Origin of the sequence: Cryptobacterium curtum DSM 15641 (assembly GCF_000023845.1) — a bacterium.
Classification (GTDB): domain Bacteria; phylum Actinomycetota; class Coriobacteriia; order Coriobacteriales; family Eggerthellaceae; genus Cryptobacterium; species Cryptobacterium curtum.
In genome coordinates this window covers 702,220-727,515 of sequence record NC_013170.1, presented here as the reverse complement: position 1 = coordinate 727,515, position 25,296 = coordinate 702,220, and the positions used below count along the sequence as shown (strand labels likewise).

Genomic DNA, 25,296 nt, shown 5'->3' with positions numbered 1-25,296 from the left:
GTGCACACAGCACCGAGGTTGTTGATATGCCGCCAATGCAGAAAACCCTGCACTCGCCAACTACTCCCTCACAGGATTTGACGATGGTAGCATGCACCACGCACAAAGAGCGATTTCTTTCGCGCAAAGTACACAACCATGACTCTCCTACTACCCCGACAGAACAACCGCATTAATTTTGCAGGCGAATTCCGCTCCTTTCACCTGCCAAGCTCTTATCACCCTTCGAACAGGTTAGTTGCATTAACAATATGGCGATTGAGCGCCATTTCACGTGCGGAAAAACCTAACGCTAAGCCCACCAACTGCGGTAGATGAATAATGGGCAGTGAAATATTGTCCTCATAGAAGCGCTGCGCGTCCGCCTGCCACATATCGAGCGCCATGTGACACAGTGGGCACGGCGTAACTATGCAATCCGCCTGAGCGCGGCGAGCACCCAGACAAATTGCCCCACATGAGCGTTCTGCCTGACGTTCTGCCGGATAGATCGCATGAAACCCACAGCAGGATAAGCGCTCAGGATACGAAACAGCCGTGGCACCTAAACATTCCACCACCTGTTCCATTGAATGCGGATTACGCGCATCTTCCATACCCATTGCATCAGATGGCATAAGAATGTGGCAACCGTAAAACGGCGCAACCGTTAACCCCGAAAGGGGCGTTTTCACCTGATGCGCCAAGTACTCAAGACCCACATCCTGAACAAGAGCCCACAGATAGTGGGTTACCCGACAGCTGCCCCGATAGGTCAAACCTATCTGAGCGAGACCTTCATTAACTTTCGCACGTAGCGCAGCGTCACGATCGAGACGCTGTTTAGCTTGGCGCAACATGAGCGTGCAGGTATTGCAGACAGTCAGTAGTGCATCAAAGCCTGCCGCTTCGGCCAAAGCAAGATTGCGGGCATTGAGCATGAGAGCAACATTCGCATCAACGTCCTGTATCTGTGAGGCACCGCAGCAGGTCCATCCTTCAAGTTCAACAAGATCAATACCCAAACGAGCACAGGTTTTTCGAGTGGCAATAGCAAGCTCGCCAGCCGCTGATTCCAGCGTACAACCAGGGAAAAACCCATACCGAAGCGTTGTGTGGGATGATGCACCCATTAGGTATCCTCGTCCATGGTCTGAGCAAAACGATACAACGTACGCACGCCCTCTATACCGTGTACACAGGGCGGATGAACCTTCAGTGGATTCATCTTTCCTCGCGCAATCATACGCATGGTAAAGGGAACTCGATTTTTCAATACGCCAAGAGGTCCTTCGGTTACCAGTGCCAGCTCTGTTTCCGATAGACGGCCCCACTTATAGGCATCGTTATAGAACACGCGCGCATGACGCGGCCCCATACCCTCTGAAAAACCGCGCGAGAGAGCCTGACGACGGAGAGTGGCTATTTCCTCTGACACAGGAATACCTTTCGGACATTTCGTCGTGCACTGCTGGCAATGAAGACATTTCCAGAGGTCGCTAGCAATCACTGCCTTCAGGCGGACTCCATTGCCGTGTTCATCGCGACTATCGCGCTCAAAACGAAATGCCTTATTCATAACAAAGGGAGCCAAATAGCCACCCTCATCAAAAGCCATTTCGCAACAGGAGCTTGCACAAATGCCGCAAAGGATGCATTCGGTTGCTTTTTCATAGCGGTCAAGCTGCTCGCGCGATTGACAGGAATCAGTGCGATCGGTATACGCATGAAGCCAAGGCTCGACCGTCTGCATCTGTTCAACTTTCGCATCGAAATCGACCGCAAGGTCGCGCAACACAGGGAAACCGCGCAAGGGTGACAGAAAAAGTCGCGTCGTTTCATAGAGCTCGATAAGGTCTTCAACCTGCGTCTCGCAGGCCAAACAGGCACTCCCATTAACCACCACCGCACAGCTGCCGCAAATGGCATGACGGCACGCCTCGTTAAAAACAAGCGTTTGATCCTGATGCTCGCGAATGAAATTTAAACAGGCCAATACCGTCATAGGCTGTCGGGGACAAGAATATTCCTGCACCCACGATTTAGTGCCATCAAACCGCGCAATTGCAATACACAGGTTTTCTTGCGCGAGGGAAGTTTCCCGATCTGAATACACCATCAGTACGTCCGCTCCTGCGGTGCCACCCGTTCGGCATGTACCGCGCGCCAAGAAATATCCCAGTGTCCATCAGACAGGATGAGAATTGTATGCTTGAGAAAGCGCTCGTCGTCGCGATGAGGATAATCAAGGCGTGCATGAGCGCCGCGACTTTCCTTTCGTGCACGTGCAGCAATCACCTGCGCCTGCGCTATCTGAATGAGATTACCTAATTCAATATAGTTAAGAAGCGCCATATTAAAACGGAGTGCTTTATCGCCAAGAACTGCTCTCTGGTAACGGTGTGCACACTGTTCAACGGCTTGTGCAGCTGTCTCAAGACCCTCTTCATCGCGAAAGATACCAACACCGCTCCACATCGCAGCGGCGAGGTCTCTGCGAATTGAAAAGATATCTTCACCATCCGTGCGCTGGCGTAATTCATAAAAGCGTCCGCGCCACGTTTCGCACAGTTCTTTAAGAGTGTCCATCTCGCCAAGCAAACGATCATGCGCACGCTCGGCAGCGGCAAAACCAGCCTGCCGCCCAAAGAAACAAACCTCAGAAACCGAGTTGCCGCCAAGTCGATTGGCGCCATGCACCGATATACATGAACACTCCCCAGCAGCATGCAGTCCGGCCACTGCGGTCTCACATGTCTTAAAGTTAATCACGTCAATGCCGCCCATGCTGTAATGTGCAGCTGGACGCACTGGGACGGGATCATTGATCATATCAACGCCCTCAAAGGTCAAAGCCAGATCGCGAACTTGCGGCAAGCGTTCGGTTATACGTTTAGCACCCAAATGACGCAGATCAAGATACACCGCCGCAACACCATGCGCATCGACGCTTCGACCAGCACGTATTTCCATTTCAATAGCACGCGCCACCATATCGCGTGGAGCCAATTCAAGACGTTGCGGAGCATAATGCCCCATAAAGCGTTCACCCGTACTATTGATAAGATAGCCACCCTCGCCACGACAGGCTTCAGAAAGCAACGTGCTATTTGATGGGAGTGCCGTTGGATGGAATTGAACCATTTCAACATCTTTCAGCGCAGCTCCAGCACGCGCACAGGCGGCTACCCCATCGCCAGTCATGTTCGTTGCGTTGGTTGTACGGCCCCAGAAAACACACCCAAAGCCACCGGTAGCCATAACAATCGTACGAGCACGAAACGCCTCGATAGCGCCGGTACGAAGATTTAAAAGCACGAGGCCGTGCACGCCATGGGTGGCATCCGCCCCAACATCAAGCAAGCAATAATCGGTAAAGAATTGGATACCTGCGCGCAAACATTGTTCAAACAGGGTATGTAGTACCGCATGTCCTGTTCTATCAGCGGCATAACAGCAGCGCGGGTGACTTGCGCCGCCGAAAGGGCGCTGAGCAATGCGGCCCTTCTCGTCACGAGAATACGGCACACCCCAACTTTCCAGTTCACGAACGAGACCAGGCATGCCTTCAACAAAAAAGCTAATTGCGTCTTGATCGCCTAAATAATCCGATCCCTTTACGGTATCCATGAAATGACTATCCGGACTGTCGACCGCATCCTGAAACCCTAAGGCAGCATTCATGCCGCCTTGTGCCGCCCCGGTATGAGAGCGCGTCGGGAACACTTTTGATACCACCGCCACTGAAAGATCGCCTTGGCGCGATGCGGAAAGCGCAGCATACAACCCGGCGCCACCAGCACCCACAATGATCACGTCAAACGCGTTCATGCTGCCTTCCTTCTCGTACCACTTTATAAGGCTACTACAGAAACCTCTCTACTGGCGATTGTCCCCTGTCAAACGCGCACTGAGTGATTTTGCTATACTGGGCACGCGAAAAATCCACAGTAGGAGGCTCTATGGCTTTACACGCCGGAGACCAAACAAATCACGTGGCCGGCGCACACACGGCAGATACCGCAGACGAGCACACGGTGCCCTCTGCAGAACAGTCTGTCGATACCACTGATGCGTCGGAAATTGCCAACGATACCGATAGCACACCGAAGGATGATAGCGCTATCGCTGACGCGCCGGAAAGTGGTCGCCACGCCAGCTGCGATACCGGCACACCAGTAGCGCCAACAGGCGCTTCAATTGTCTATCCCGATGCCTCAGGTTTAACTCGCCGCCGAGAAATCGGCCCGGACAGCCGCATTATTATCGGCGCGCTCGCTGCAAGTGCCCTTGTTATCGGAGGAATCGCTGGTTATCAGTATTACGACTCTATTGTCAATCTTCCTGTTCATGAAGCACAGGCGGTGAAAGAACAGCTTGCGCGAGGGACATCACTGCAAATTCCAACCCTCACCAGTTTTGCTGGTCTTGATGTCGAAGGTATTACCAGCGCACTCGATGCCGAGGGTATTTCGGTTATCGATGTCAACGCGTTTACTTCTCGATCAGGCAATACCATTGATCTTATTAAGCTGCCTGAATCTATGGGAGCATCTGATGCCGCTCTTGCCTACGCGCGTGGCGTTGATTCGCTTTCAGCAAGCGATGCGGTGCGCCTGCTTATGGGCTCGTGGCGGTTGACTCAGCAGAATCTCAATACGGCTGATCTGCGCGTAAAATACGCTGACTTTACGGCACAAACCCCTGATGCAGCCATCGATACAGCCATCGAATTACAAGGTTTCGCCGCCGACGAAGTAAGTGAATCGGGAGTAGACGGCAAAGGGAATACGTACCGATCTGGATCGACAACTGTCGATGGGCAGGTATTCGGTTGGACGATTAGCGCCTGCCCGCTTTCAAGCGCATTCAACATAACGGGACTACCCGACGACGCACAATACGTCGGCGTACGTGTTCAAAAGCAGTAAGGCGCACATCAGCTTTCTGAAGTCGTTGTCTTTGAAGCAGATGTTGAGGTAGAATCCGCCGCCGCAGAAGAACTCGACGATCCTGCTGTTTTGCCCGTCGATGAGGAAGTCTCTGAACCAGAACCGGTAGTGTTCGACGTAGACGAACTATTTGCTGCTGAAGATTTATTTGAGCTTGTACTTGAGTCTGTTGTTGTCGGTGTATTTGAAGTGCTCGTTGTATCTTGCACGGAAGATGTTTTGGTTGTCGTCGTCTGCGCCGTGTCCTGTGCGTCGGTTGACGTCGTATTTGTCGCCTGAGAATCATCTTGAGAATCAGAGACAGTAGAATTCTGTGTCGCAGTTTGCGCAGTCGATGACGAAGCAGATGAAGCTGGCTTATCGTCAACTGCTTGCACAGATGACGAAACGATTGATGTTTTAGTGCCAAGCCCCTGTCCGGCCGTCACAAGGTTGACGGCAAGAGCAGATAAGAGAATTGCAACGAGGGCAGAAACAACAGAAACGATAATGACACGTCGTGAAAGACGTGCTTTAGCGTCACGCCGATCGCGCGCACGTAAGCGCGCATCAGTAGCATATGCCTGCGAGATATTCGAACGATCTACCTGTCCTGTGATGGCAGAACTCGGGGAATTTCGATACACCGATGCACGTGCCGCCTGCACTGAAAACGTATTTTCACGTGCGGCAGCACCGGTTGACTGGTTTGACTCAACACCAGATCCAACACGCCCAGACGCTTGAGGCTGTGACGCTGTCTGACTTCCAGCGGTCGAAGCGGTGCGTGCATGCATTTTATCGGCTGATATCGACACCATATTGCGGTACAGCTGAGCTGAAACCGTGGATACAACCGAGCCAACGAAAACGCCAATAATTGATCCGGTAATACCGATTTGAGACGACAGCAACATAGATGTCAGTGCAGCAAGGGCTGTTGCCACCACTTGAACAGGAGAAATATCAGACAAAAGATGACGACGCGGCGTAGGTGTTCCGCTTGCCACCTGATGGTGCGATGCAGATTTGCCCCCAACGGACTGATACCGCGCGGATGATCCCGCGGCAAACGAACAATGAGGTGCAGAATTTTTTACAACGGGCTGATGATATGCAGGCGCCGCTGATACGGTACTCTGTACTACGCCGCTGTGCTGAGCATATCTGATTGATTCGGCCATGGGTGCTCCTTTCGCACCCCTTACCCTATGCCGTCCAACACGCTTTACCACGAAATGCAGAAGACCTGCAAATCTTCTTGATGTAAAGACAACAGGACTTATTCGTCTTTGAAACCCCAACAGCGCACTTCAGGATGAAGATCAACACCCGAATTCTCGCGAACGCGGCGCTGCACTTCGCGAATAAGCGTACGCACATCAGATGCCGTTGCCCCATCGGCATTAACAACAAAACCCGTATGCTTTTGCGATACCTGAGCGCCACCAATTGAAAACCCGCGCAAACCCGCATCCTCTATGAGCTTACCGGCAAAATAACCCACCGGGCGCTTGAATGTGCTTCCCGCGCTGGGCATTTCAAGCGGTTGTTTTTCACGACGACGACGCGAAAGATCCGCCATACGATCGCGAATATCTTGCGTATTGCCAGGCATCAGCTGAAGGATCACCCGTAGAACAATGGTGTTCGTCGTATCCATTGCGCTGCACCGATAGCCCCACTGTGCTTCATAGGCGCGCAGAGAGACCACCTCACCAGCGGCATTCAGACACACAAGGCGGCAGGCGACGTCGCGAAACTCTCCGCCGTAAGCGCCCGCATTCATAATAGCTGCGCCTCCCACGGTGCCCGGGATACCAGCAGCAAACTCATACCCGGTAAGAGCAGCCTGCGCTGCCGCTTCAGCAATGCGTGCGTTCGAAGCACCTGCCTGGGCTTCAATGCGCGACCCGTTGACTCGAACATCCGCGAGATTTCCCGCGATTTTCATAACAACACCTGAAAGACCCGTATCTGCTACCAACAGGTCACTCCCGCGCCCTATAACACGCAGTGGCACCGACGCTGCCCGACAGCTGCGGACAACAAAAGCTGCTTGTTCTTCAGTTTGTGGCATAACAAGAACATCAGCAGGCCCCCCAATACGAAACGTCGTATGTTTGCTCATTGGTTCGTTGAGAAGTACCGCACGCTCACCTAAGCCCTCACACAGTGCGGATATCAGACTGTTATCGACCATCGCCATTGTCCCCTTCCGGTTGAGCGGTAAAGCCATCATCTACTTGTTCGCATTTCTGCGAGCGAGCAGCAAGACCGATACGCATAATTTGCAATGGTCTCCATGATGCCTGTTGCGCAAGGGTATTGGTAAACATATCGACCCGCAAACTGCCACTTTCGTGAGATTCCAACGTGAATTCCAATGTATTACCGCTGATAGTCAGACTACCGACAAGAAAGTCAGCCGGGTCCAAAATGCGTTCTCGCCGCTTGCGCGTAACGGTAATAGAGTCTGGAATAGCAACAGACTCAATGGGCGCTGAAGCGCAGACACGATAGGTGCTCAGTGGATACGCAACACTTGCAGCAGGTTCACGCAGGCCAATATACGAACACGATAAGATGGCCATGTCGGGCACGCTCGCTTGCTGCATCTTCGCAAGAGCAATATCCTCATCAACCCGCTGGGAAAGTATCACATCGAATATCTCGCAAGTTCCCCCTACCCCAACTGGAAGTGCCGACCCAAACGAGATCCGCATGTGGGGCGAAAATCCCTGGGTAATGGCATATGGCAAGGCGGCGCGGCGCACCACACGCTCTAAATAGCGCGCGGTCTCAAGATGAGACAGCATCGCACAGCGACCAGTTTGGGCAAAGCGTACACGCAAACGAAATAGCTGGCTCTCGGCATTTGTGCACGTATTCGTGTTTGCCCCTGTATCTACACCCATATTCACACTCTCATTCGTACTCTCCTGTGTCGTGCGAGAGTCGATAGATGCATTCGGAGTGTGGGACGAATCAGTCACACCGCACCCCCTGGATATCCATGTCGATACTGTAACTCTGACAGAGCGAGCAGCCGGTACATCCGACAAATGAACAATCAGGTGTTGTTTGAGCCTCAAGAGCACGCTTATATTCACGACGCAGATACGACAGACTTGCGCCACTTGATATATGCTGCCACGGAAGTATTTCATCAAGCGTAAACGAGCGCTGGGCGATATCGTCAACATCAAGCCCAAATTCAGCAGCAGCTTCATGCCATGCTTCAGGCTTGAAATGTTCGGTCCACGCATCAAAGCGCGCGCCCCGCCGATACGCACCCTCGATAAGGTCTGCACACTCACGACCGCCACGGCTCATAACCGCTTCAACAAAACTTGTCGCCGGATCGTGCCAATGCACATCAATAGCCTTGTATTTCGCCGAATCGCGCAACAGCCTTACGCGACGAAGAGCTTCCTCGGGTGCAATCTGTCCATCCCATTGAAAGGGGGTCTGAGCTTTGGGAACAAACAGCGCACAGGAAACACTCAAGCGAATACGCCCCCGTTCAGCCGGCGGCACTTCAGCACGCACCGCTTCAAAGGCATGCTGTACTAAGTCGGCGATACCTTTAACATCGTCATCAGTTTCGGTGGGAAGCCCAAGCATAAAATATAACTTGCATCGGCGCCAGCCAGCCTTAAAAGCGGCCGTCAGCGACGAAATGACGTCGTCTTCAGTAACGTTTTTATTGATCACATCACGCAAGCGTTGAGTGCCCGCTTCAGGAGCAAACGTGAGCCCACCGCGTTTTTCACCCGCTACCATTTGCGCCATATCAACCCCAAAGGCATCAAGCCGCTGACTGGGAATGGACACCCGAATACCAGTACCGGACAGGGCGCTATTCAGGCGGGTTAGTATCTCGCGTATCTGGGAATGATCCGTCGTTGAAAGCGAGGTAAGACTTACTTCGTCATACCCCGTGGCTGCCAATCCTTCAAGCGTTGAAGACACAATATTGTCAGCTGAACGTTCGCGAACAGGCCGATACATCATACCGGCCTGGCAAAAGCGGCAACCTCGTGTGCAACCACGCAAAATTTCGACATTAAGACGATCGTGTACCAAGTCGGCAAAGGGGACAATGCAGGGTTCCCAAGCAGGTGAAGAAGCAAATCCTTCAAAAACGCGGCGCTCTATCACGGGGCGGGCATGAGCGTTGATCGGTCGAACACGAGCTCCTTGGCGGGCTGCCTGCTCATCATCTAAGAGTTCATAAAACGCAGGAATGTACACGCCATCGATATCGGCAAGTATTTCAAGAATGCGCTGACGGCTTGCACCAGCACGCCGCGCAGCACCAATAGCGGCCACCATTTCAGGTACCGCTTCCTCCCCCTCCCCAATGCAAATAGCATCAAAAAAGGGAGCGTATGGTTCAGGATTAAACGTGCAGGGGCCACCAGCAAACACAATGGGATCATCCTCAGCACGATCTGCAGCACGCAAGGGCAATCCCGCAAGATCGAGTGTCTCAAGTACGTTGGTAGCTGCGAGCTCATGAGGTAACGTGATGCCCACTACATCAAAATCGCGCAGCGGCGCACAGCTTTCCAGTGAAAACAATTCAAGATGTGCCGAGCGCATTTCGTCAGCAAATTCGGCAGCAGGTAAAAAGGCACGCTCCCCAAACATACCTGGTGTCGCATTTACCCGGTTCACCAAGATATGAATAGCCTGGTTAGCCTGCCCCAATTCATACGTATCGGGATAGACGATAACAAACGACGTATCAGCCGGGTCAGCATCGGGCGAGCGATGGAGTGCACCAAACTCATGATTGATATAGCGTACCGGACGCTGCGCACGTGGCAGAAGCTCCGACAGACGGGGCCAGAGATCTCTCACTCCTTGTCCGCCTTCCCTTTACGCTCGTGCGCAAGACCAGCACGAACTACAAGAGAAAGGCGTGGAAAGGCTTCCTGAAGGGCTGGTGACAAACGCTTTGCGGTACTCTGTACCACTGGCGTGGCAGCTTCAGCAAACCGCCGCAGCGTCGGTTGTGCGGCATCCCATGCAAAACCGGCAACCCCCTTCACCATAGGCGCCGCATACGAAGCCACTTCGCGTGCGCGTGGAGCAACCTCGTTGCGCACAAACGGCACCGCGCGCTCACCAGCTCGCTGGCCGGCTGCAAGTGCCTGGGTGGCTACCTCACGAGCGCCATCAGCTACAACAGGAGCATATGCTGCAAACGTGCGGAGGACAGGTTGGATTGCAGACTGTTTGTTGGAGACAACCGCACCAGGATGCACGGCGCCAGCTTCAACCGCATCAACATGAACAGCACCGGATTCAATTGCATACGTTTTAACGGTATCGACCTTAGCAGCATTGACTTCAGTCGTATCAGCTTCAGCAGTATCAGCAGAACGAGAAAGCCCTTCAAAGTAGGCAATAGCCGCTCGTCCAATAGCCTGAGTGCCCACAGCCCCAATACCAGCCCGCAAGGCAAATCCAGCACCAGGAACAAGTGGAGCCACCTGACGGGCAACACTACGACACGCAAATCCAGCGCCGACGACGCAGGCCAGTTCGCGCCACCGCGCAAGGGTCATTTCATATCCCCATGCCGCGCCAATACGCAATACCATTTTTGCCTGGTTAAAGGTCATCAGAGGCATGTCAGCACCGGGAATAATAACAACGGCTCCAATACCAGCATTCTGAATAGACGTGGTATTGACGCAATCCAGTGCAAAGGGACGCCGAACAAACGGATATGAACGAGCAAAGGCCAGACGCTTATCGGTAAACGTATGGACAATCCACTGACCCATTGTTTCAATAACACTGCGAATTCGATCGACCGTCATAGGATACGGTTCTTCGTTGAAGCGACTATCCGCAGCGTTGTGCCCATCTACCTGTGGATCAGGACCGATAACATCTTCAGGCAACAGTGATGACGCGGTTGCAGCCGCCAATTCCTGTGCGATAACCGGTAAGTTTGTAACCGTTAGGGTAACCACCCCTGCATCACGCAGGCGACACGACACTTCCCCGGTTGATTCATACGCACCAGCAACGAGCACTGCAAGATCATACCCAACCGCATTCTGCCATTCGTCGAGGCTTAATTCCCACACGGATGTAATTGCCTGTGCATCACCGGCAACAAAGGCATCACGCAGTGCGTGGACAAGCATTTCGTCTGCTGTCGGATCGATAAAAAGCGCCACCCGCACCGGAAGCGCACGCGCTTCATTAATACCTTCGGCCGCCTTCAATAACTCCGGTATGTTGATGGGAAGCTTCATCGCAAACCCCTTTTCAATTCGCGTCCATTATGCGATCGCACCGAGCCAATTAAACCCAGCAGAATGAAATTGACCACCATAAACGATGAACCATAACTCATAAACGGCAACGGAATACCAGTAATCGGCATGAGCCCGCAGGTCATTCCAATATTTTCAAGTATCTGAAAAAGCCACATGCCTGCCACACACATGACCAGTACCGTTCCAAATAGGTCGTTTGATCGATAGGCGATACGATAACAGATAAAAATAAGCAGCGCATAGAGAACAAGTAAAACAAAAGCGCCTAAAAACCCAAGCTGTTCAGCCAGTACACAGAAAATGAAATCGGTCGGAGCTTCAGGCAAATAACCCAGCGCCGACTGCGTGGCGTTCATATAGCCTTTACCCAAAAAGCCACCGCTGCCAATAGCAATCTGTGCCTGCTTAAGGTTGTAACCATCCCCCGTTGGATCATAACTGTTATCAAGGAACACCATAAGGCGCGCACGTTGGTAGTCTTTCAAGAGTACATCGTGACCAGCCAGCGAATCAGCAATGGGATCAAGAATAAACAGAGCAGCAACAGCAGCAACAGCCAACGCGACAAGAATAACAATATAGCGTGGGCGTGCTCCCCCCACCACAAGCGCCACACCAGCAATAAACAGATACACCAGTCCAGTACCTAAGTCGGGCTGCGTCATAATGCACACAAAGGGCACCAGCATAATGCCGAGCGCCTTAAGAAAATCGCGCACGTTATCGAGCTTCCCACCAAACCGCGCAATCACACTTGCCGCCAAAAGAATAACGGTTACCTTGGCGAATTCACCTGGTTGAAATCGTACTGGTCCAAAAGCAACCCACGAGGTAGCTCCTTTTGCCGATTGCCCCACAATAGGAACATGGGGCAGCATGATCAACACAACGTTAATAATTAGGAAAAACACCAGGTAATGCGAAAGATGATGATAGTCATAGCGAAAGAGCAGCAACATAAGTGCCGCGCCAACCGCAACACCAGCTGCCTGACGGGAAAAACTGTAACTGGTATCAGATGCAACCGCTGAATACACAATAAGCAGGCCATAAGCAACTAAGGCAAACACCACCGCACACAACGGTAGATTCAGATAGTTAAACAAACGCGGCTTCAACGACCGCGGCAGTCTCCCACCGGCACTCCGAAGGGTTGATATCTGATTCATGGGACGAAGTGGATCCATGGCGCGCCCTAATCTTCCCGTGCAGAATTAGTAGTAGAGCGCGAAGAAGAAGCAGAAGCTGAATAGGAACTATCAACTGATGCTATCGAATCAGCAGCAATCGAGCCAGCATCAAGCGCCATAGCGGCTTTGATAACACGCGCAACAATAGGCATCGTGCTTGTGGTTGCCTTGACGCCTTCTTCAACAAGGCACGCACAAACATATTTCGGATTATCGGCCGGCGCGTAACAGGCAAACCAACTATAGTCCTGCTTTCCTGCAACCTGAGCAGTACCCGTTTTACCAGCCACTTTATAATTCACATCGCTGAAATAGCTTTGCTCGTATCCGTTGATGGTCATAACCTCACGCAGGCCGCGCCGCACCAGTGCGATATTGGCTTCCGATTGATCGGGGGTGAAAATAACCTCAGGAGTATACGAAAGAACCGTTTCACCCAGTGAATTGCGGACTTCACGCAGCACATGTGGCCGCCAGACTTGGCCGGTGGCAATTCCACAATATCCAGCGGCAATCTGCAGCGGTGTTACCAGCACGTATCCCTGGCCGATCGCCATATTTGTCATGTCGCCACCCTGCCACTGGGCTTGTTCGGGGGCGTCTTTGAAGTATTCGGCCTTCCATTCAGGTGTTGGCACGCGCCCCGTTGCTTCCCCTGCTAAATCAATGCCCAACTTTGACCCAAAACCGTATTCTTTGATGTAATCCTGCATAGCAGTTTCACCAATCGAAGCGCCACGTACGTAGAAATCCTTCGCGATTTCGTAGAAAACCGTGTCGCAGGAATGCGCAATGCCACCAACCAAATCGAGTGTTCCATGACCGGTAGTCAACCAACACTTCTGTGGATACGCTTCGCCAAAACCGGTCCAAGTGCCTGTGCAGGTCCACGAACTGGTCGCATTGGCAACTGAATCGGTTAGTGCGGCCATCGCGGTAAATGCTTTAAAGGTAGATGCGGCTGGATAGGTGCCCTGCACCACACGGTCCATAAGCGGGTAATGAGATTCTTGGGTATTAAGGCTGTCCCACAAATCGCTTGAAATACCCCCGATAAACTGGCTTGGCTCAAACGTGGGAAAGTTTGACAGTGCAATAATTTCACCATTAGTCGCATCAAGACAGACAACCGCGCCAGCAGTACCTGTTTTACCTCCTGCGCGGCCATTGGGTGCAATAATCTCACGCAATGCCTGGTCAGCTGCCTGCTGAACCGGTCCACGAATCGTAAGATACACATCGTTGCCCCGCACCGGATCGGTTGAGCTTATTGTTTCGCGCACCGAACCGGTTGCATCAGTGAGCAGCGTGCGTGTTCCATGATCACCCGAAAGCATTTCGTCGTAGCTATACTCGACACCGCTTTTGCCCACAATGTCGCCCGACTGAATACTGCGCCCGGCAGCAACTTGTGCAAAATCGTCAGCTGAAGCAGTTCCGGTATACCCAAGCACATGAGCAGCTAGTGCCCCATACGGATACGCGCGCTGCGTGCGCGCCTCACACGTTACCCCCGGAAATGCATCAGCATGTTCGCTGATAAATGCAATGTTGCGCAACGACGCATCACGTGCTACTACGCGGCTACTCTGCACACCTGCTGAGGTATCAAGAATACGCTGCCGCACAACCTGAAAGGGAATACCTAAAAGCGTCGAAAGTCGCGCAACGGTATTGCGATTGGACGCAACATCAGCATTCGCAAGCACTGTATAGGACGACCGATTCGTCACAAGCGGAATGCCATTTGCATCATAGATAATGCCACGTGGAGCTGGCGTATACACCGTTGCATAGAGGTTGCGCGCTGCTTGTTCACTATAGCTTTCACTCTGCAGTACCTGCATACTCCACAATTTAGCAGCGAGTGTACCGAATATACCACCCGCGAATATACCCATTGCAACAAAGCGACCGCGCAGGGTTTCACCAGCGGTACCAGAAGCGCTCTTCTGTCCTGCAAGGCGGGTATGCTCTGCTACTCCAAAGCCTGTTTTTTCCTTCTTTGGTGCAACACCGAAGGTATCAACTGACTTCCACGCATGAGTGGGTGCGACCACATCTGATGATTGTCGCCGCCTGCGCATAACGACAACCAAAACGATAACAACGATAAGAGCAATAGTGAAAAGACCAGCAATCAGGGCGTACAGCATAGAGGCCCTTCCGTTAGCGCAACTGCTTCAATGAAGCTGCTGCTGTACCGATCCCATGCGTGCGAGCCTCCAGCAAACGTGACATAAGCGGATAGAGCACAAGTCCAATCGCACACTCGTAAACCGTACACGGCAATGCGCGGTAGATAAACGCATCGAGAATTGAAGTGGATGAGGCACCTATCAAAAATGCCGCATAAAGCATGTTAACAGCCAAAATAAAAACCATGAGTGTGCCCAAGGCCGCTGCAAGACGCCCATCAGCAATAGCTCCATATAAACGCGAAGCCGTAAAGGTCGCAATAACCAAGAGGAATGAAAGCGATCCAATCATGCCAAACCCAAAGAGGTCACTCGCAAGCCCCATAAAAAAGGCAATCCACAGCGACGCAGACGCGGGCAAGCACATCGCTACAACAATGGCATACACAATAAGAATGTTAGGAACAATGCTCGCAAAAGCAATATTTGGTGCTAAGACTATCTGAAGAATAACCGCCACGAAGGCGCCCACTACCGCTATTCTTGTTTCTCGCTGCATATCTATGGCACCTCCTTTTAGTTACGTGTCGCGCTGCGGGATGCAGAAGAAGCATCCTGCGCGGTATTTGTAGTGTTTGTGGTACGCGCAGTAGTTCCCGTGTCGGTGTCATTCGTCGTATTTGCAGTGTCTGACATACCGGTAACCACAAAAACCTCGGACAGTGGAGAAGCAGAAGCATTTGGCTCCACCACAATCCGCCGATTAGCATCGCCCTGCTGGCCGTCAATCTTCACGACGGTACCAATAAGAATACCGCGATAGAATCCGCCACCGAGCCCGGACGTAATCACCGTATCACCTAAGGCCACCTGGGCATCGCTATCGATATCCTCAAGATACAACAAACCATCGAGTGCACCTTTTACAATGCCCTCAGCACGACTTGACTGCACCATGGCAGCCACACCGAACTGAGGATCTTGCATAAGCCGTACCTGAGAAGAAAGAGATGTGGTTGAAATAACCTGACCGATAAGACCACTTGAGGCCATAACTGCCAGTCCTTCATGAATACCCGCATCGGTTCCTTTATCAATCGTGATAACGTTGTTCCACGCATCACTTGAACGCGACAGCACGCGTGCGGCTGTACCATCAAGCTTATTGTCATCTTTCAAATCAAGAAGCTCTTGAAGGCGCTGCGCTTCAGCGCGGTATTCCTCGAGTTCAGCAAGGTTCTGACGCAATTGTGCATTCTGTTCACGCAGCACTGAAAGGCTACTTTCATCTGCGACAACATCAGAAGCCGTTGCGGCAGAAGCATCTTCAGCAGCCGATAAGGCACCTGAAGCGCTCCGCAGTGGCGAAGCCGCTAAAGAAAGTGCGTTTTGAGCAGTATGCAGCACCCCTGAAGACCCTTCACGTGCGTATATCGTAATAAGCGCAAGAGAAAGAACAAGCAGCGCAACAAGAAGCACGTAAACGCGCGTTGCCGATGCCCCTTGTTTGAAATTAAAGGCCATGGCGAAGCCTGCGCCCTATCGAGAGCGCATGAGCGTCTGCTTCAAAGCTGTAGGAGTCTCCAACACCTTTAAGCAACCCATAACCACGTTGGTCAAGGCAGTTTCGCTCACCCAAACTGGTATTTCAAGTTCCTGCGCCAGATACTGGTCGAGACCAGACAAAAGACCGCCACCACCAGTAAGCAAGATACCATTCTGAATAATGTCGCTCGCCAGATCGGGGTTCGTTTTCTTGAACGTTTCCTTAATATGAAGCACCATTTCATCGCAGGAAGACTGAAGAGCCGCCCGCACGTCTTCTGACTGAATTGTTACTTCCTTAGGCTGTTCGGTCAGGACGTCCTGACCTGAAATAATCATGTCGCGCTCGCGTCCATCACCAAACGGAAGAATGGAGCCGATCTTAATCTTGATGACTTCAGCGGTACGTTCTCCAATTTTGATACCCAAAAGGTCACGCAGGTACATAGCGATAGCTTCATCCATGCGGTTACCCGCTAGACGCAGCGAAGACGAGGTAACAATACCGCCCAGTGAAATAACGGCAACTTCAGTTGTTCCGCCACCAATATCAACAACCATGCTACCCGTTGGTTCGGTTACCGGCAGGTCGGCACCCATAGCAGCCGCCATCGGTTCCTCAATAAGGTAAGCCTGTCTGGCGCCAGCTTGAATAGTAGCCTCAAACACCGCGCGCTTTTCAACACTTGTCGCCCCACATGGAATGCAGACAACGATACGCGGCTTCGGCTGCCACGGATACTTTCGTTCGACTGCTTTATTGATAAAGGCAGACAGCATCGCCTCGGTGACATCGTAATCAGCAATAACACCGTCATGAAGCGGATGTTCAGCAGAAAAGGCATCGGGCGTATGGTTGATCATATTTTTTGCTTCATGACCAACTGCCAAAACACGATGAGTACTCTTCTCGATAGCCACAACGGACGGCTCGTTAATAACGATACCCTCCCCCGTGATGGCTACCAGCGTATTTGCCGTACCCAGGTCAATAGCTAAATCATATGAAGAACCGGCCGAATTAAACCAATCCATGAAAGACATACAGGCAGTCCTTTTTCCCTCGTAAATATGCGAAAGTAAATATTAGCATAGGGGCATGGGCGCCCGTTGAAATCCATATCCAGCCTATATGAAAAAACTGACCCCAGAAGAACTTCCAGAATCAGTTTCTTGCGACGTATTTCTTATTAAACACCCACGCTTTGAATAGAGCTTACCGTGAAACGGACAAAACGAGTTAAACGCTCGTTAAAGGCACTAGTTGAAGAAGATGCCAATCTCACGTTCAGCTGAAGCAGGCGAATCAGAACCATGGATAACATTTTCATCCATGATAAGGCCAAAGTCGCCACGGATCGTGCCAGGTGCTGCATCAGCTGGGTTAGTAGCACCCATAAGAGTGCGCACCTTCGCTACTGCCCCTTCGCCAGAAACAACCATCTTCACGACAGGGCCCGAAGTAATGTAAGCAATCAGACCATCGTAAAAAGGCTTGCCCTCATGTTCGGCATAATTGGCCTGCGCTTGCGCAAGCGTCACCATGCCAAGTTCCATGCGCTCGATGGTAAGACCTGCGCGCTCAAAACGGTTAACAATTTCACCGACATGACCATTTCGCACACCGTCGGGCTTAATCATCGTGTAAGTTTTCTGCTCAGACATACCTTTCCTTTCGTTGAATGTCTCAGTAAAGATGTACTAGTTCTGGCTGGGGAAATAAAGTTCGATATTCGAGACCTTCCACCCAATACCATCACGGACCAGGCTAACCTTATACTGCACCTGGCCGCCTTCCTGTGTTGCTGCGGTCACATACACCGTCGAAGAATTCATCGAGCGGTCGATACCATCAACCTGCAAAGAAGAATCTTCGATAACAGGGTCCAGCAGCGAAGAAACCTTATCGGATGACAAGTCGGAGGCAAACAGTGAAGAAGCGGCGCTCTTATCAGTAAAGACCTTTTGCACAACGCTTTCCTGCGTGGGATAGCCATAGCCGCGGCTATAGGCAAACACACCAGCAGCAAGAGCCAACACGATAATAATGATGAAGGCAACCAGCAACTTCAAGCCAACATTGCGGCGCTTGCGATCCTGCTTAGCCACCCCACGACTGTACTTTTCAATTTCTTCTTCGGTTGCATTAAAGAAGCGATCGTCGCCCGACTGATAGTTATCTTCAACGCCATAGGAATCGGCGTAGTAATACGGGTTGGCATCAGCCGCTGCCTGATCGGTTTCTTGATACACCGGCGTGCCATCAGCAGGAACATCGAGGCCTGACATGTCGTTGAGTGCGCCCGTTGTCGCAGCGGACGAGCCACCCACCGGTTCCATAACCTGCGTACCCTGAGAAACGGCCCCTACCGCGCGCTGATAATCAACGCTTGCTGCATCGTTAAGGAAATAGGTCTTATCAGCGAGTGCCATTTCGAAAGCATTTACTGCCTTTTGCATCTGACCCGTTGAGGTATACGCCTGACCAAGATTTGCATAAAGCTTATTTTTCGTTGCCGCTGGCATCGTAAACTGCAGGGCACTTTCATAGCTCGCCTGCGCATCAGCTGGGCGATTAAGCGCCATAAAGCAAATACCCAGGTTCAGGAGCGCCTGTGCTGGATTAGGATTTGCTTCATCAAGCGCGGCTGAACGAAACGACGAGCCCGCCTCTGCTGACTTACCTAACTTCAGATACGCTTTACCCATACCCGAATACGCCTTATAGGGCGTAGCATACTTGCGATCCGAAACGGCAATCTCAAAGTGCTTAACCGCATTTTCGTAATCGTGCAAAGCCGCATAGGAATTGCCGAGATTGCAGTTAACAGCACCGATGCCATCGTAGGCATTGTCGCTGGTCGCTTGCGTATAAGCATGTATCGCTTCTTCGTAATCGCGCAGCTTCATTAAGCAGTTGCCAATTTGATGGTAAAGCAACCCCAGTTCGCCAGCCGCAAGAGATTCACCAGCTGCTGCGCCCTGTAGGCACTGGGTAAATCCCTCGAGAGCGGACACGTAATCCTTTGTGATGTAGGCCTGTCTCGCCTGCTGGAATAATACGTTGTTCATACAGGGAATTATCCTTCCGTGCCGATAATCAAGGGCATACCAAAAACGTGCGCAATCGCCAAAAATTTAGTAAGCGACTCGGCGCACCCTCTTGCCCTATTCCTGAGCACCTTCAATGGTAACGCTTTCGATAACATCGCCCACTCGCAGCTGGTCAATAACCTCGAGACCTTCGATTGTTTGGCCGAAAACCGTGTAGTTAGGATCGAGAAAATGCTGCGCACCCAAGCATAGATAGAACTGTGAACCAGCCGAATCAGGCATCTGCGAGCGTGCCATAGCAAGCGCTCCATCCTCGTGACTGTTATGTGGGTTAGTCGTATATTCTTCTTTAATGCAGTACCCCGGCCCACCGGTACCCAGACCACCAAGCGGGTTCTCTGCTGCAGCCTTGACCTGTTCGGAATCGAGTTCGCGAGTATGAGGGTCACCGCCCTGAATAACGAACCCCGGAACATATCGGTGGAATTTGAGGTCGTTATAGAAACCCTTTTGAGCCAGCTCGACGAAGTTGCCGACATGAATGGGAGCATCCGCACCTGCAAGCTGTACGCGGATTGTGCCCTTTGAAGTAACTATAACGGCCACTTCGTTTCCATTGGGCTTGTAAGCAGGTGTGTAAAGCGCCATGCGAACCTCTTTCTAGCCGGCCGTCAAACAGGAGTACGGCGACTTTTACATTGCATCTCATGGTGCCCTCGACAGGATTCGAACCTGCGACTTTCTGCTCCGGAGGCAGACGCTCTATCCCCTGAGCTACGAGGGCACGCTCCAAAGCATTATACGCTATCCCCGCACAAGGCGGCATAAGGCCTTTTTCTTGCATTTAATCGCCATGCCTACCCGAATTTCAGCCGTATTCCCATTTAAATGACTCAGATAATGTGTACGTCTATTCGTGCTCTCACGTGCATATCACTCAATAATAAGAGCTTCACCGCAGTATCCTCCCGAGGCTACCGTGTAAGGGAAAAGCATATCTTTAGCCCAATGCGTTTTATGCGGAAGTCGTTGTCGACATCTGACCCAAGCGCGATAATGCAACGACTACTCACACAAGAAGGATCCTATGGAACAAACCCTTACCATCGAAGCGCTTTCATACGGCAGTGCGGGCATTGCCCACGCCGGCGATGGTAAAACTATCTTTGTTAAACAAGGTGTTCCTGGCGATGTCGTACGGGTAGCTATTGACGAAGATAAACCGCGATTTGCCCGCGGACATATTCTCGAGGTTTTACAAGACGGACCTGCGCGTATTCAGACACCCTGCCCATATGCGACCGCCTGTGGTGGATGCCCTTGGCAGCACATTGCCTACGAAACACAGCTCGAAGCGAAACGCGAAAATATTACTGCTCAGCTTGTTCGCATTGGGGGCATCAACAGCAAGCAAGCCGATAATCTTGTCGAAGCATGTCGGGCAAGCAAGCAGCAGATGAGCTATCGCAACAAAATCGAAATGGCTGTTGGGCGCGATAAAGCAGGACGGCTTGCTCTTGGATTCAGACGCCAAGACAGCCATGAACTGATAGCAGTCGACCGCTGTCCCCTTGCCACTCGCCACCTTGAGCGAGCACCAAAAGCACTCCGCGGTGCTCTGCGCTTTCTTGCTGGTGGCAATGAGCACACCACAGACGACAACCCTCTTGGACTCTATCGTGTTGGCGTGCGGTCAAGCGAGCGCACTGGCAGTACCGAAATTGCACTCTGGACAAAACCAGGAGTTTTCCCGCGCGCAGCCGCTGCCCGTACGCTTTCAAGCACGCTCAAAGCCACCAGTATCGTGCGCGTATTGGCTTATGAAGGCAAACAGCGATCCATCAAAGGAGTTGAAGTACTTGCCGGTAAAGGCTTCTGGCAAGAAACATTGGCAAGATTCACCTATCGCATCAGCGCGCCAAGCTTCTTTCAAGTCAACACCGCGCAGGCTGAACAACTGATATCGCTTGTTATTGAAGGTCTTGATATCACCGAAACCAGCCACGTAGCCGATTTATACAGCGGAGCGGGAACGTTTACCCTTCCCTTGGCTGATCGCGCTGGCGAAGTTATTGCCGTCGAAAGCGCGTCGTCGAGTGTGCGTGATTTGCGCCGCAATGCTGAGACTGCAGGTGTATGGGTTGATGTGCGCGGTGGCGACAGTGCTCGAGAGCTTGCCCATATGGGTCATCTTGATGCGCTCGTTGTTGATCCGCCCCGTGCAGGTTTGACCGAGGCAGCTATCGCAGGAATCGCCCAGGCGCAGCCAGCCCGTCTTGCCTATGTCAGCTGTGAGCCAGCAACGTGGGCACGCGATGTTGCCCGCCTTGCAGACTATGGCTATACCCTCACACGCGTCACACCGGTTGATCTCTTCCCGCAAACCTACCATTGTGAGCTCGTCAGCATTTTTAGCCGCTAAATAAGCACTTCAGATGGAATGCTGCACATAAGTACACTACACCAGCCAAACTCGCTATCATCTATACAACTGCCAACATGTCGTATCGAAGTATCAATTGCGCACAGCACAATCAGAAGAGAACCTGAGGAACCTATGACTGAACAACCTGCTTCTTCCCGTAGCATCGCTCTTATCGCCGCCAAGGCTGCCGATGAAAAGAAGGCAACCGACATCATGATCCAAGAGGTGTCAGAACTCACCTCGGTTGCTGACTACTTTGTTGTCGTCACGGCAATGAATAATCGGCAGGTTGATGCAATCGTTGAAGCAATTGAAACAGCAGTACGCGAGCAGACAGGCGAAAAACCGACTGGCCGTGAGGGTCTTGATGAAGGAACCTGGGCGCTTCTCGATTTCGGCGCCGTGGTTGTGCATGTTCTACAACCCGAAGCCCGCGACTATTATCGTATTGAAGAGCTGTGGAACGACGCACCGATTATTGACCTCAACGAGGCCGGCATCACCGATGCTATCTATTCAAAGCGCATTGCCGACTTGCTTGGGTAAGACGTACAGCAAACTAGCCATATTTACCTGGATGAAGCTTGCCATGTACTTGCTCGAATAGGGCTCGCGAACAAACCAGTTCAATCTGCTGTCCGACAGCCTTAGAGCTGACCAGCGCGCTTCATGCGCGCTAAATCCCCAAATCGCGCCATTAGTGCATTCCAGATATCAATCGTGCCGGGATATAGCAGGCGTTCCTGATCAACAAGGAATGCAAGAGTGTATTTAAACGCTTCGAAGTAAAGCTGTTCGAGCGAGACCTTCCCCACCAATGAACGCAGGTGTTCAATTCCATCCGCATCGCCATAGGTTCGGTTTGGTTCAATAATATCAGCCAGATAGATAATACAATCGAGTAGACGCATGTCGGCAGTACCCGAGGTATGATGCGCGATCGCGCTAAACACCTCAGAGCCTAGTTCAGGGCAAGCGCGCTCAAGGGCAGCAGCAGCCGTTGGACCATGCAAAAGCCAGGGCATATCTCGCACAACCATAGGATCGATAGTAAGCCCTAATTCAGTTACTCGCGCACGGACCGCTTCGTTGTTAAGACCCTTGTCCCAATCATGCAGTATGCCAGCTATCCGCGCCTTATCTGCATCAAAACCGTAGCAGCGCGCCAAAGCGCGAGCTGTTTTTGCCACGCCTTTGGAATGCTTGAATCGGCGAGGAGAAACCCGCTCTTTCAACTGATGCTTGAGATACTGATAGTTTTCCTTACTCCATGGATTTGCTGTATCCGGTAGGAGAAGATGTTCTTCGCTTATCAACGTTGCCACCCTTTCAAGCAGCACCTTGGTGAATAAGTCACCGATAGAGCTGGTGATCGATGATGTAGTCATACACCGCTTCGGGCACAAGGTAGCGCACCGAGCGGTTATGAAAGATCATAGCGCGTATCGCGCTCGATGAAATATCCAATTCGGGGGCCTGTACCGTATGCACTCGCAGGTGACAGGTAGGTTGCTCGGCACTATCGCACACAGGAAACTCGTCTTTGTGCTGATTGCTGCTTGGTCGCACAACTTCGATAAAGTCAGCGAGGGCGCTAATTTCTTCAACGGATCGCCAATGCGACACCGACGAAAGCGCATCGGTCCCAACAATAAGCGAAAGAGATACCCAAGAAGGCACCAAAGCACGCAGGGCACGCAAAGTATCAATGGTGTACGTTGACCCCGGACGATCCACTTCGATCGAACTGACTGCGAAAAAAGGATTCGCCCGACAAGCAATCTCACACATCGCTAAACGATGACGAGCATCAGTAATAACACGATCGCGCTTAAATACCGGCTTTCCCGCGGGAACAAAAAGAACTGCATCGAGATTACAGGCGCAACGTGCTTGTTCTGCCAATGAAAGATGCCCAAGATGAATGGGATCGAACGTGCCGCCAAACACACCAAGATGAAATGGCTTCTGATCGCGGGCTCGAGAAGCTACATCATCTGCCGAAGAAACATCTATTGGGGGAACGCCCGTTGAAGCAACGTCTGTTGGAGGAACGCCTGCTGAGCCGACGTCTGCTGAGGAAGCGTCTGTCGAAGCATCACGTATCCCACCCGCATTGCAAATCGGGATACCCCAGGCAGCAAGACGATTTTGCACCGTATCAGCTATCGAAGCTTCATCCATCATTAGAGCTCAAGCTCCGAAAATACATCTTCATGCTGACGGGCCGACTCAAAGGCAAACGAGTATCCAACGATGCGAATCTCATCACCATCGCGCGCACCAGCTGCCTCAAGAGCAGCGTCAACGCCAGCGCGGCGCAGGCGGTGTTGCAAAAACGTAATAGCTTCTTCGTTATCCCAATCGGTCTGAACCACCCAGCGCTCGATTTGTGGTCCTTCCACTCGAAAGACCCCTGGTGAAAGCATAACGGCCGAGAACCGTTTATCAGCTGCCTGTCGACGTCGTTCCCAAACGTGGTCGTAATGGGGCTGCTCAGCCGCAGCAGTCCGTGCCGCTGCACGAATGCGTGCAACTTCAGCACCAATAACGGCTTTAAGCGACTCAATGCCTTTACCTACCACAGCACTCGTTAGAAATAGTTTGGGATTTATGGGACTTTCAGCAAATTCATTGCCACCAACTGCCGCAAGCGAGTCTTCACGTACCACTGCTTCAAGGCGAGCAAGGTTATCTTCAAAACCAGGTACATCAACCTTATTAGCAACTACAATACATGGACGATTTGCCAGTTCAGATGCGTATAATTTAAGCTCTTGGTTGATGATGCAGTAATCCTCGACCGGATCACGCCCCTCAAAGCCACCAGTAATATCAACAACATGCACAATCAGCGCACAGCGTTCCACATGACGCAAGAATTCGTGTCCTAAACCACGTCCCTCATGCGCTCCTTCAATAAGACCCGGAACATCCGCAATCACATAATCATAATCGTCGGAACGTACCACACCCAAATTAGGTGCAAGTGTCGTAAAGGGATAATCAGCAATCTTGGGTTTTGCAGCGCTCATACGAGCAATCAGCGAACTTTTGCCGGCACTTGGCATACCAACAAGCGCTGCATCAGCCATAAGCTTCATTTCAAGCTCAATCCAATGCTCGCTGGCCGGCTCGCCTAATTCGGCAAAAGCAGGAGCACGCCTGGTTGACGTCACAAAATGAATATTGCCGCGCCCGCCAGCGCCGCCTTGCGCTACCACGACTGCATCGCCATCGTGCGTCAAATCAGCGATCGTCTCGCCCGCTTCGCTTTTCTCTTCGTTCCAAGCGCGCACCACGGTTCCCACTGGCACCCGCAAAATGCAATCGGCACCATCGGCACCGTGCATGCGGCTTCCTTTACCATGCACGCCGCGCTCAGCCTTAAAATGATGCTTGAATCGGTAATCGATCAGCGATGAAACACTGCCATCAGCTTGAATAACAATATTACCGCCATGGCCTCCATCGCCGCCGTCTGGCCCACCTTTCGGCACATGAGCTTCGCGCCGAAAACTCATGCAGCCGGCGCCACCGTCGCCACCTTTGACATGGATATGCACTTTATCGATAAACATGGGATCACCTTTAACAGGAAGGATAAACCCTTATAGCCATCTGGCTTTAAGATATATCCTATTTAAACCAGCACGTCCTTGAGTGTTCGCTTGGTTAACCATTCATAGTTTAGTCGTTCAGTATAAAACAAGAAGCCCCCTGTATCAG

Annotated in this window: 22 protein-coding genes and 1 tRNA gene; 3 read left to right on the top strand and 20 right to left on the bottom strand. The window is 51.9% G+C overall.

Annotated features, from left to right (window positions below; translation table 11 throughout):
• Positions 1-218 precede the first annotated feature (218 nt).
• From CCUR_RS03070 to CCUR_RS03060, 3 genes are read right to left on the bottom strand one after another with little or no spacing between them, the layout of a single operon-like run.
• Complete coding sequence (locus CCUR_RS03070) at positions 219-1,112, bottom strand: CoB--CoM heterodisulfide reductase iron-sulfur subunit B family protein (RefSeq protein WP_012803024.1); 894 nt, start codon at positions 1,110-1,112, stop codon at positions 219-221.
• Positions 1,112-2,098 carry a succinate dehydrogenase/fumarate reductase iron-sulfur subunit gene (locus CCUR_RS03065; protein WP_012803023.1) on the bottom strand — a complete coding sequence of 329 codons (987 nt, stop codon included), beginning with the start codon at positions 2,096-2,098 and terminating at the stop codon, positions 1,112-1,114. The genes CCUR_RS03070 and CCUR_RS03065 overlap by 1 nt, the downstream gene beginning before the upstream one ends.
• Positions 2,098-3,810, bottom strand: coding sequence for an FAD-binding protein (locus CCUR_RS03060; protein WP_012803022.1), 1,713 nt, complete (start codon positions 3,808-3,810; stop codon positions 2,098-2,100). Before CCUR_RS03060 ends, CCUR_RS03065 begins: the two co-directional genes overlap by 1 nt.
• 131 nt (positions 3,811-3,941) lie before the next feature.
• On the opposite strand from CCUR_RS03060, the gene CCUR_RS07235 reads away from it, so the two are divergent.
• Positions 3,942-4,910, top strand: coding sequence for a hypothetical protein (locus tag CCUR_RS07235; RefSeq protein ID WP_012803021.1), 969 nt, complete (start codon positions 3,942-3,944; stop codon positions 4,908-4,910).
• A gap of 8 nt (positions 4,911-4,918) precedes the next feature.
• On the opposite strand, the gene CCUR_RS03050 is transcribed toward CCUR_RS07235, so the two are convergent.
• From CCUR_RS03050 to CCUR_RS02985, 14 genes are all read right to left on the bottom strand, one after another.
• Positions 4,919-6,094, bottom strand: coding sequence for a hypothetical protein (locus CCUR_RS03050; RefSeq protein WP_012803020.1), 1,176 nt, complete (start codon positions 6,092-6,094; stop codon positions 4,919-4,921).
• Between the two features lie 98 nt (positions 6,095-6,192).
• The gene (gene murB, locus CCUR_RS03045; protein WP_012803019.1) at positions 6,193-7,113 is read right to left on the bottom strand and encodes a UDP-N-acetylmuramate dehydrogenase; all 921 of its coding nucleotides are present in this window, start codon (positions 7,111-7,113) and stop codon (positions 6,193-6,195) included.
• On the bottom strand, positions 7,103-7,906 hold the full coding sequence (locus tag CCUR_RS03040) for a TIGR03936 family radical SAM-associated protein (RefSeq protein WP_245526107.1): 804 nt from the start codon (positions 7,904-7,906) through the stop codon (positions 7,103-7,105). Before CCUR_RS03040 ends, murB begins: the two co-directional genes overlap by 11 nt.
• A complete protein-coding gene (locus CCUR_RS03035; RefSeq protein ID WP_012803017.1) occupies positions 7,899-9,779 on the bottom strand; it encodes a TIGR03960 family B12-binding radical SAM protein in 1,881 nt (626 codons plus the stop codon). The genes CCUR_RS03040 and CCUR_RS03035 overlap by 8 nt, the downstream gene beginning before the upstream one ends.
• Entirely contained in the window at positions 9,776-11,191 is a 1,416-nt protein-coding gene (locus CCUR_RS07230; protein WP_012803016.1) for a hypothetical protein, read from the bottom strand. The genes CCUR_RS03035 and CCUR_RS07230 overlap by 4 nt, the downstream gene beginning before the upstream one ends.
• Positions 11,188-12,402, bottom strand: a complete 1,215-nt coding sequence (gene rodA / locus CCUR_RS03025; protein ID WP_012803015.1) for a rod shape-determining protein RodA — start codon at positions 12,400-12,402, stop codon at positions 11,188-11,190. Before rodA ends, CCUR_RS07230 begins: the two co-directional genes overlap by 4 nt.
• Before the next feature lie 8 nt (positions 12,403-12,410).
• Complete coding sequence (gene mrdA / locus CCUR_RS03020) at positions 12,411-14,561, bottom strand: penicillin-binding protein 2 (protein ID WP_012803014.1); 2,151 nt, start codon at positions 14,559-14,561, stop codon at positions 12,411-12,413.
• Positions 14,562-14,574: 13 nt separating this feature from the next.
• Positions 14,575-15,102 carry a rod shape-determining protein MreD gene (mreD, locus tag CCUR_RS03015; protein WP_012803013.1) on the bottom strand — a complete coding sequence of 176 codons (528 nt, stop codon included), beginning with the start codon at positions 15,100-15,102 and terminating at the stop codon, positions 14,575-14,577.
• 17 nt (positions 15,103-15,119) lie between these two features.
• The gene (mreC, locus tag CCUR_RS03010) at positions 15,120-16,067 is read right to left on the bottom strand and encodes a rod shape-determining protein MreC (RefSeq protein WP_012803012.1); all 948 of its coding nucleotides are present in this window, start codon (positions 16,065-16,067) and stop codon (positions 15,120-15,122) included.
• A 15-nt stretch (positions 16,068-16,082) separates the two neighbouring features.
• Positions 16,083-17,132 carry a rod shape-determining protein gene (gene mreB, locus CCUR_RS03005; RefSeq protein ID WP_012803011.1) on the bottom strand — a complete coding sequence of 350 codons (1,050 nt, stop codon included), beginning with the start codon at positions 17,130-17,132 and terminating at the stop codon, positions 16,083-16,085.
• A gap of 216 nt (positions 17,133-17,348) precedes the next feature.
• Complete coding sequence (gene ndk / locus CCUR_RS03000; protein ID WP_012803010.1) at positions 17,349-17,753, bottom strand: nucleoside-diphosphate kinase; 405 nt, start codon at positions 17,751-17,753, stop codon at positions 17,349-17,351.
• Between the two features lie 36 nt (positions 17,754-17,789).
• On the bottom strand, positions 17,790-19,160 hold the full coding sequence (locus CCUR_RS02995) for a tetratricopeptide repeat protein (RefSeq protein ID WP_012803009.1): 1,371 nt from the start codon (positions 19,158-19,160) through the stop codon (positions 17,790-17,792).
• A gap of 96 nt (positions 19,161-19,256) precedes the next feature.
• Positions 19,257-19,790, bottom strand: coding sequence for a peptidylprolyl isomerase (locus CCUR_RS02990; RefSeq protein WP_012803008.1), 534 nt, complete (start codon positions 19,788-19,790; stop codon positions 19,257-19,259).
• A gap of 60 nt (positions 19,791-19,850) precedes the next feature.
• Positions 19,851-19,926 (bottom strand) — tRNA-Arg (locus CCUR_RS02985).
• Between the two features lie 303 nt (positions 19,927-20,229).
• On the opposite strand from CCUR_RS02985, the gene rlmD reads away from it, so the two are divergent.
• Together rlmD and rsfS are read left to right on the top strand one after the other, a co-directional pair.
• Positions 20,230-21,564, top strand: a complete 1,335-nt coding sequence (gene rlmD, locus CCUR_RS02980) for a 23S rRNA (uracil(1939)-C(5))-methyltransferase RlmD (protein WP_012803007.1) — start codon at positions 20,230-20,232, stop codon at positions 21,562-21,564.
• Positions 21,565-21,699: 135 nt separating this feature from the next.
• On the top strand, positions 21,700-22,113 hold the full coding sequence (gene rsfS / locus CCUR_RS02975) for a ribosome silencing factor (protein ID WP_012803006.1): 414 nt from the start codon (positions 21,700-21,702) through the stop codon (positions 22,111-22,113).
• Positions 22,114-22,214: 101 nt separating this feature from the next.
• On the opposite strand, the gene yqeK is transcribed toward rsfS, so the two are convergent.
• Genes yqeK through obgE form a run of 3 tightly spaced genes read right to left on the bottom strand, consistent with a single transcriptional unit; the run spans position 22,215 to position 25,148 of the window.
• Positions 22,215-22,955 (bottom strand): bis(5'-nucleosyl)-tetraphosphatase (symmetrical) YqeK, encoded by a 741-nt coding sequence (gene yqeK, locus CCUR_RS02970; protein ID WP_143711807.1) that lies wholly within the window; start codon positions 22,953-22,955, stop codon positions 22,215-22,217.
• Complete coding sequence (nadD, locus tag CCUR_RS02965; RefSeq protein ID WP_012803004.1) at positions 22,921-23,754, bottom strand: nicotinate-nucleotide adenylyltransferase; 834 nt, start codon at positions 23,752-23,754, stop codon at positions 22,921-22,923. Before nadD ends, yqeK begins: the two co-directional genes overlap by 35 nt.
• The gene (gene obgE / locus CCUR_RS02960; protein WP_012803003.1) at positions 23,754-25,148 is read right to left on the bottom strand and encodes a GTPase ObgE; all 1,395 of its coding nucleotides are present in this window, start codon (positions 25,146-25,148) and stop codon (positions 23,754-23,756) included. The genes nadD and obgE overlap by 1 nt, the downstream gene beginning before the upstream one ends.
• Between the last annotated feature and the right edge of the window lie 148 nt (positions 25,149-25,296).

Coding starts and splice junctions, on each gene's coding strand:
- CCUR_RS03070 (WP_012803024.1), bottom strand. CDS start 1,112: ATGGGTGCATCATCCCACACAACGCTTCGGTATGGGTTTTTCCCTGGT.
- CCUR_RS03065 (WP_012803023.1), bottom strand. CDS start 2,098: ATGGTGTATTCAGATCGGGAAACTTCCCTCGCGCAAGAAAACCTGTGT.
- CCUR_RS03060 (WP_012803022.1), bottom strand. CDS start 3,810: ATGAACGCGTTTGACGTGATCATTGTGGGTGCTGGTGGCGCCGGGTTG.
- CCUR_RS07235 (WP_012803021.1), top strand. CDS start 3,942: ATGGCTTTACACGCCGGAGACCAAACAAATCACGTGGCCGGCGCACAC.
- CCUR_RS03050 (WP_012803020.1), bottom strand. CDS start 6,094: ATGGCCGAATCAATCAGATATGCTCAGCACAGCGGCGTAGTACAGAGT.
- murB (WP_012803019.1), bottom strand. CDS start 7,113: ATGGTCGATAACAGTCTGATATCCGCACTGTGTGAGGGCTTAGGTGAG.
- CCUR_RS07230 (WP_012803016.1), bottom strand. CDS start 11,191: ATGAAGCTTCCCATCAACATACCGGAGTTATTGAAGGCGGCCGAAGGT.
- rodA (WP_012803015.1), bottom strand. CDS start 12,402: ATGGATCCACTTCGTCCCATGAATCAGATATCAACCCTTCGGAGTGCC.
- mrdA (WP_012803014.1), bottom strand. CDS start 14,561: ATGCTGTACGCCCTGATTGCTGGTCTTTTCACTATTGCTCTTATCGTT.
- mreD (WP_012803013.1), bottom strand. CDS start 15,102: ATGCAGCGAGAAACAAGAATAGCGGTAGTGGGCGCCTTCGTGGCGGTT.
- mreC (WP_012803012.1), bottom strand. CDS start 16,067: ATGGCCTTTAATTTCAAACAAGGGGCATCGGCAACGCGCGTTTACGTG.
- mreB (WP_012803011.1), bottom strand. CDS start 17,132: ATGTCTTTCATGGATTGGTTTAATTCGGCCGGTTCTTCATATGATTTA.
- ndk (WP_012803010.1), bottom strand. CDS start 17,753: ATGTCTGAGCAGAAAACTTACACGATGATTAAGCCCGACGGTGTGCGA.
- CCUR_RS02995 (WP_012803009.1), bottom strand. CDS start 19,160: ATGAACAACGTATTATTCCAGCAGGCGAGACAGGCCTACATCACAAAG.
- CCUR_RS02990 (WP_012803008.1), bottom strand. CDS start 19,790: ATGGCGCTTTACACACCTGCTTACAAGCCCAATGGAAACGAAGTGGCC.
- rlmD (WP_012803007.1), top strand. CDS start 20,230: ATGGAACAAACCCTTACCATCGAAGCGCTTTCATACGGCAGTGCGGGC.
- rsfS (WP_012803006.1), top strand. CDS start 21,700: ATGACTGAACAACCTGCTTCTTCCCGTAGCATCGCTCTTATCGCCGCC.
- yqeK (WP_143711807.1), bottom strand. CDS start 22,955: ATGACTACATCATCGATCACCAGCTCTATCGGTGACTTATTCACCAAG.
- nadD (WP_012803004.1), bottom strand. CDS start 23,754: ATGATGGATGAAGCTTCGATAGCTGATACGGTGCAAAATCGTCTTGCT.
- obgE (WP_012803003.1), bottom strand. CDS start 25,148: ATGTTTATCGATAAAGTGCATATCCATGTCAAAGGTGGCGACGGTGGC.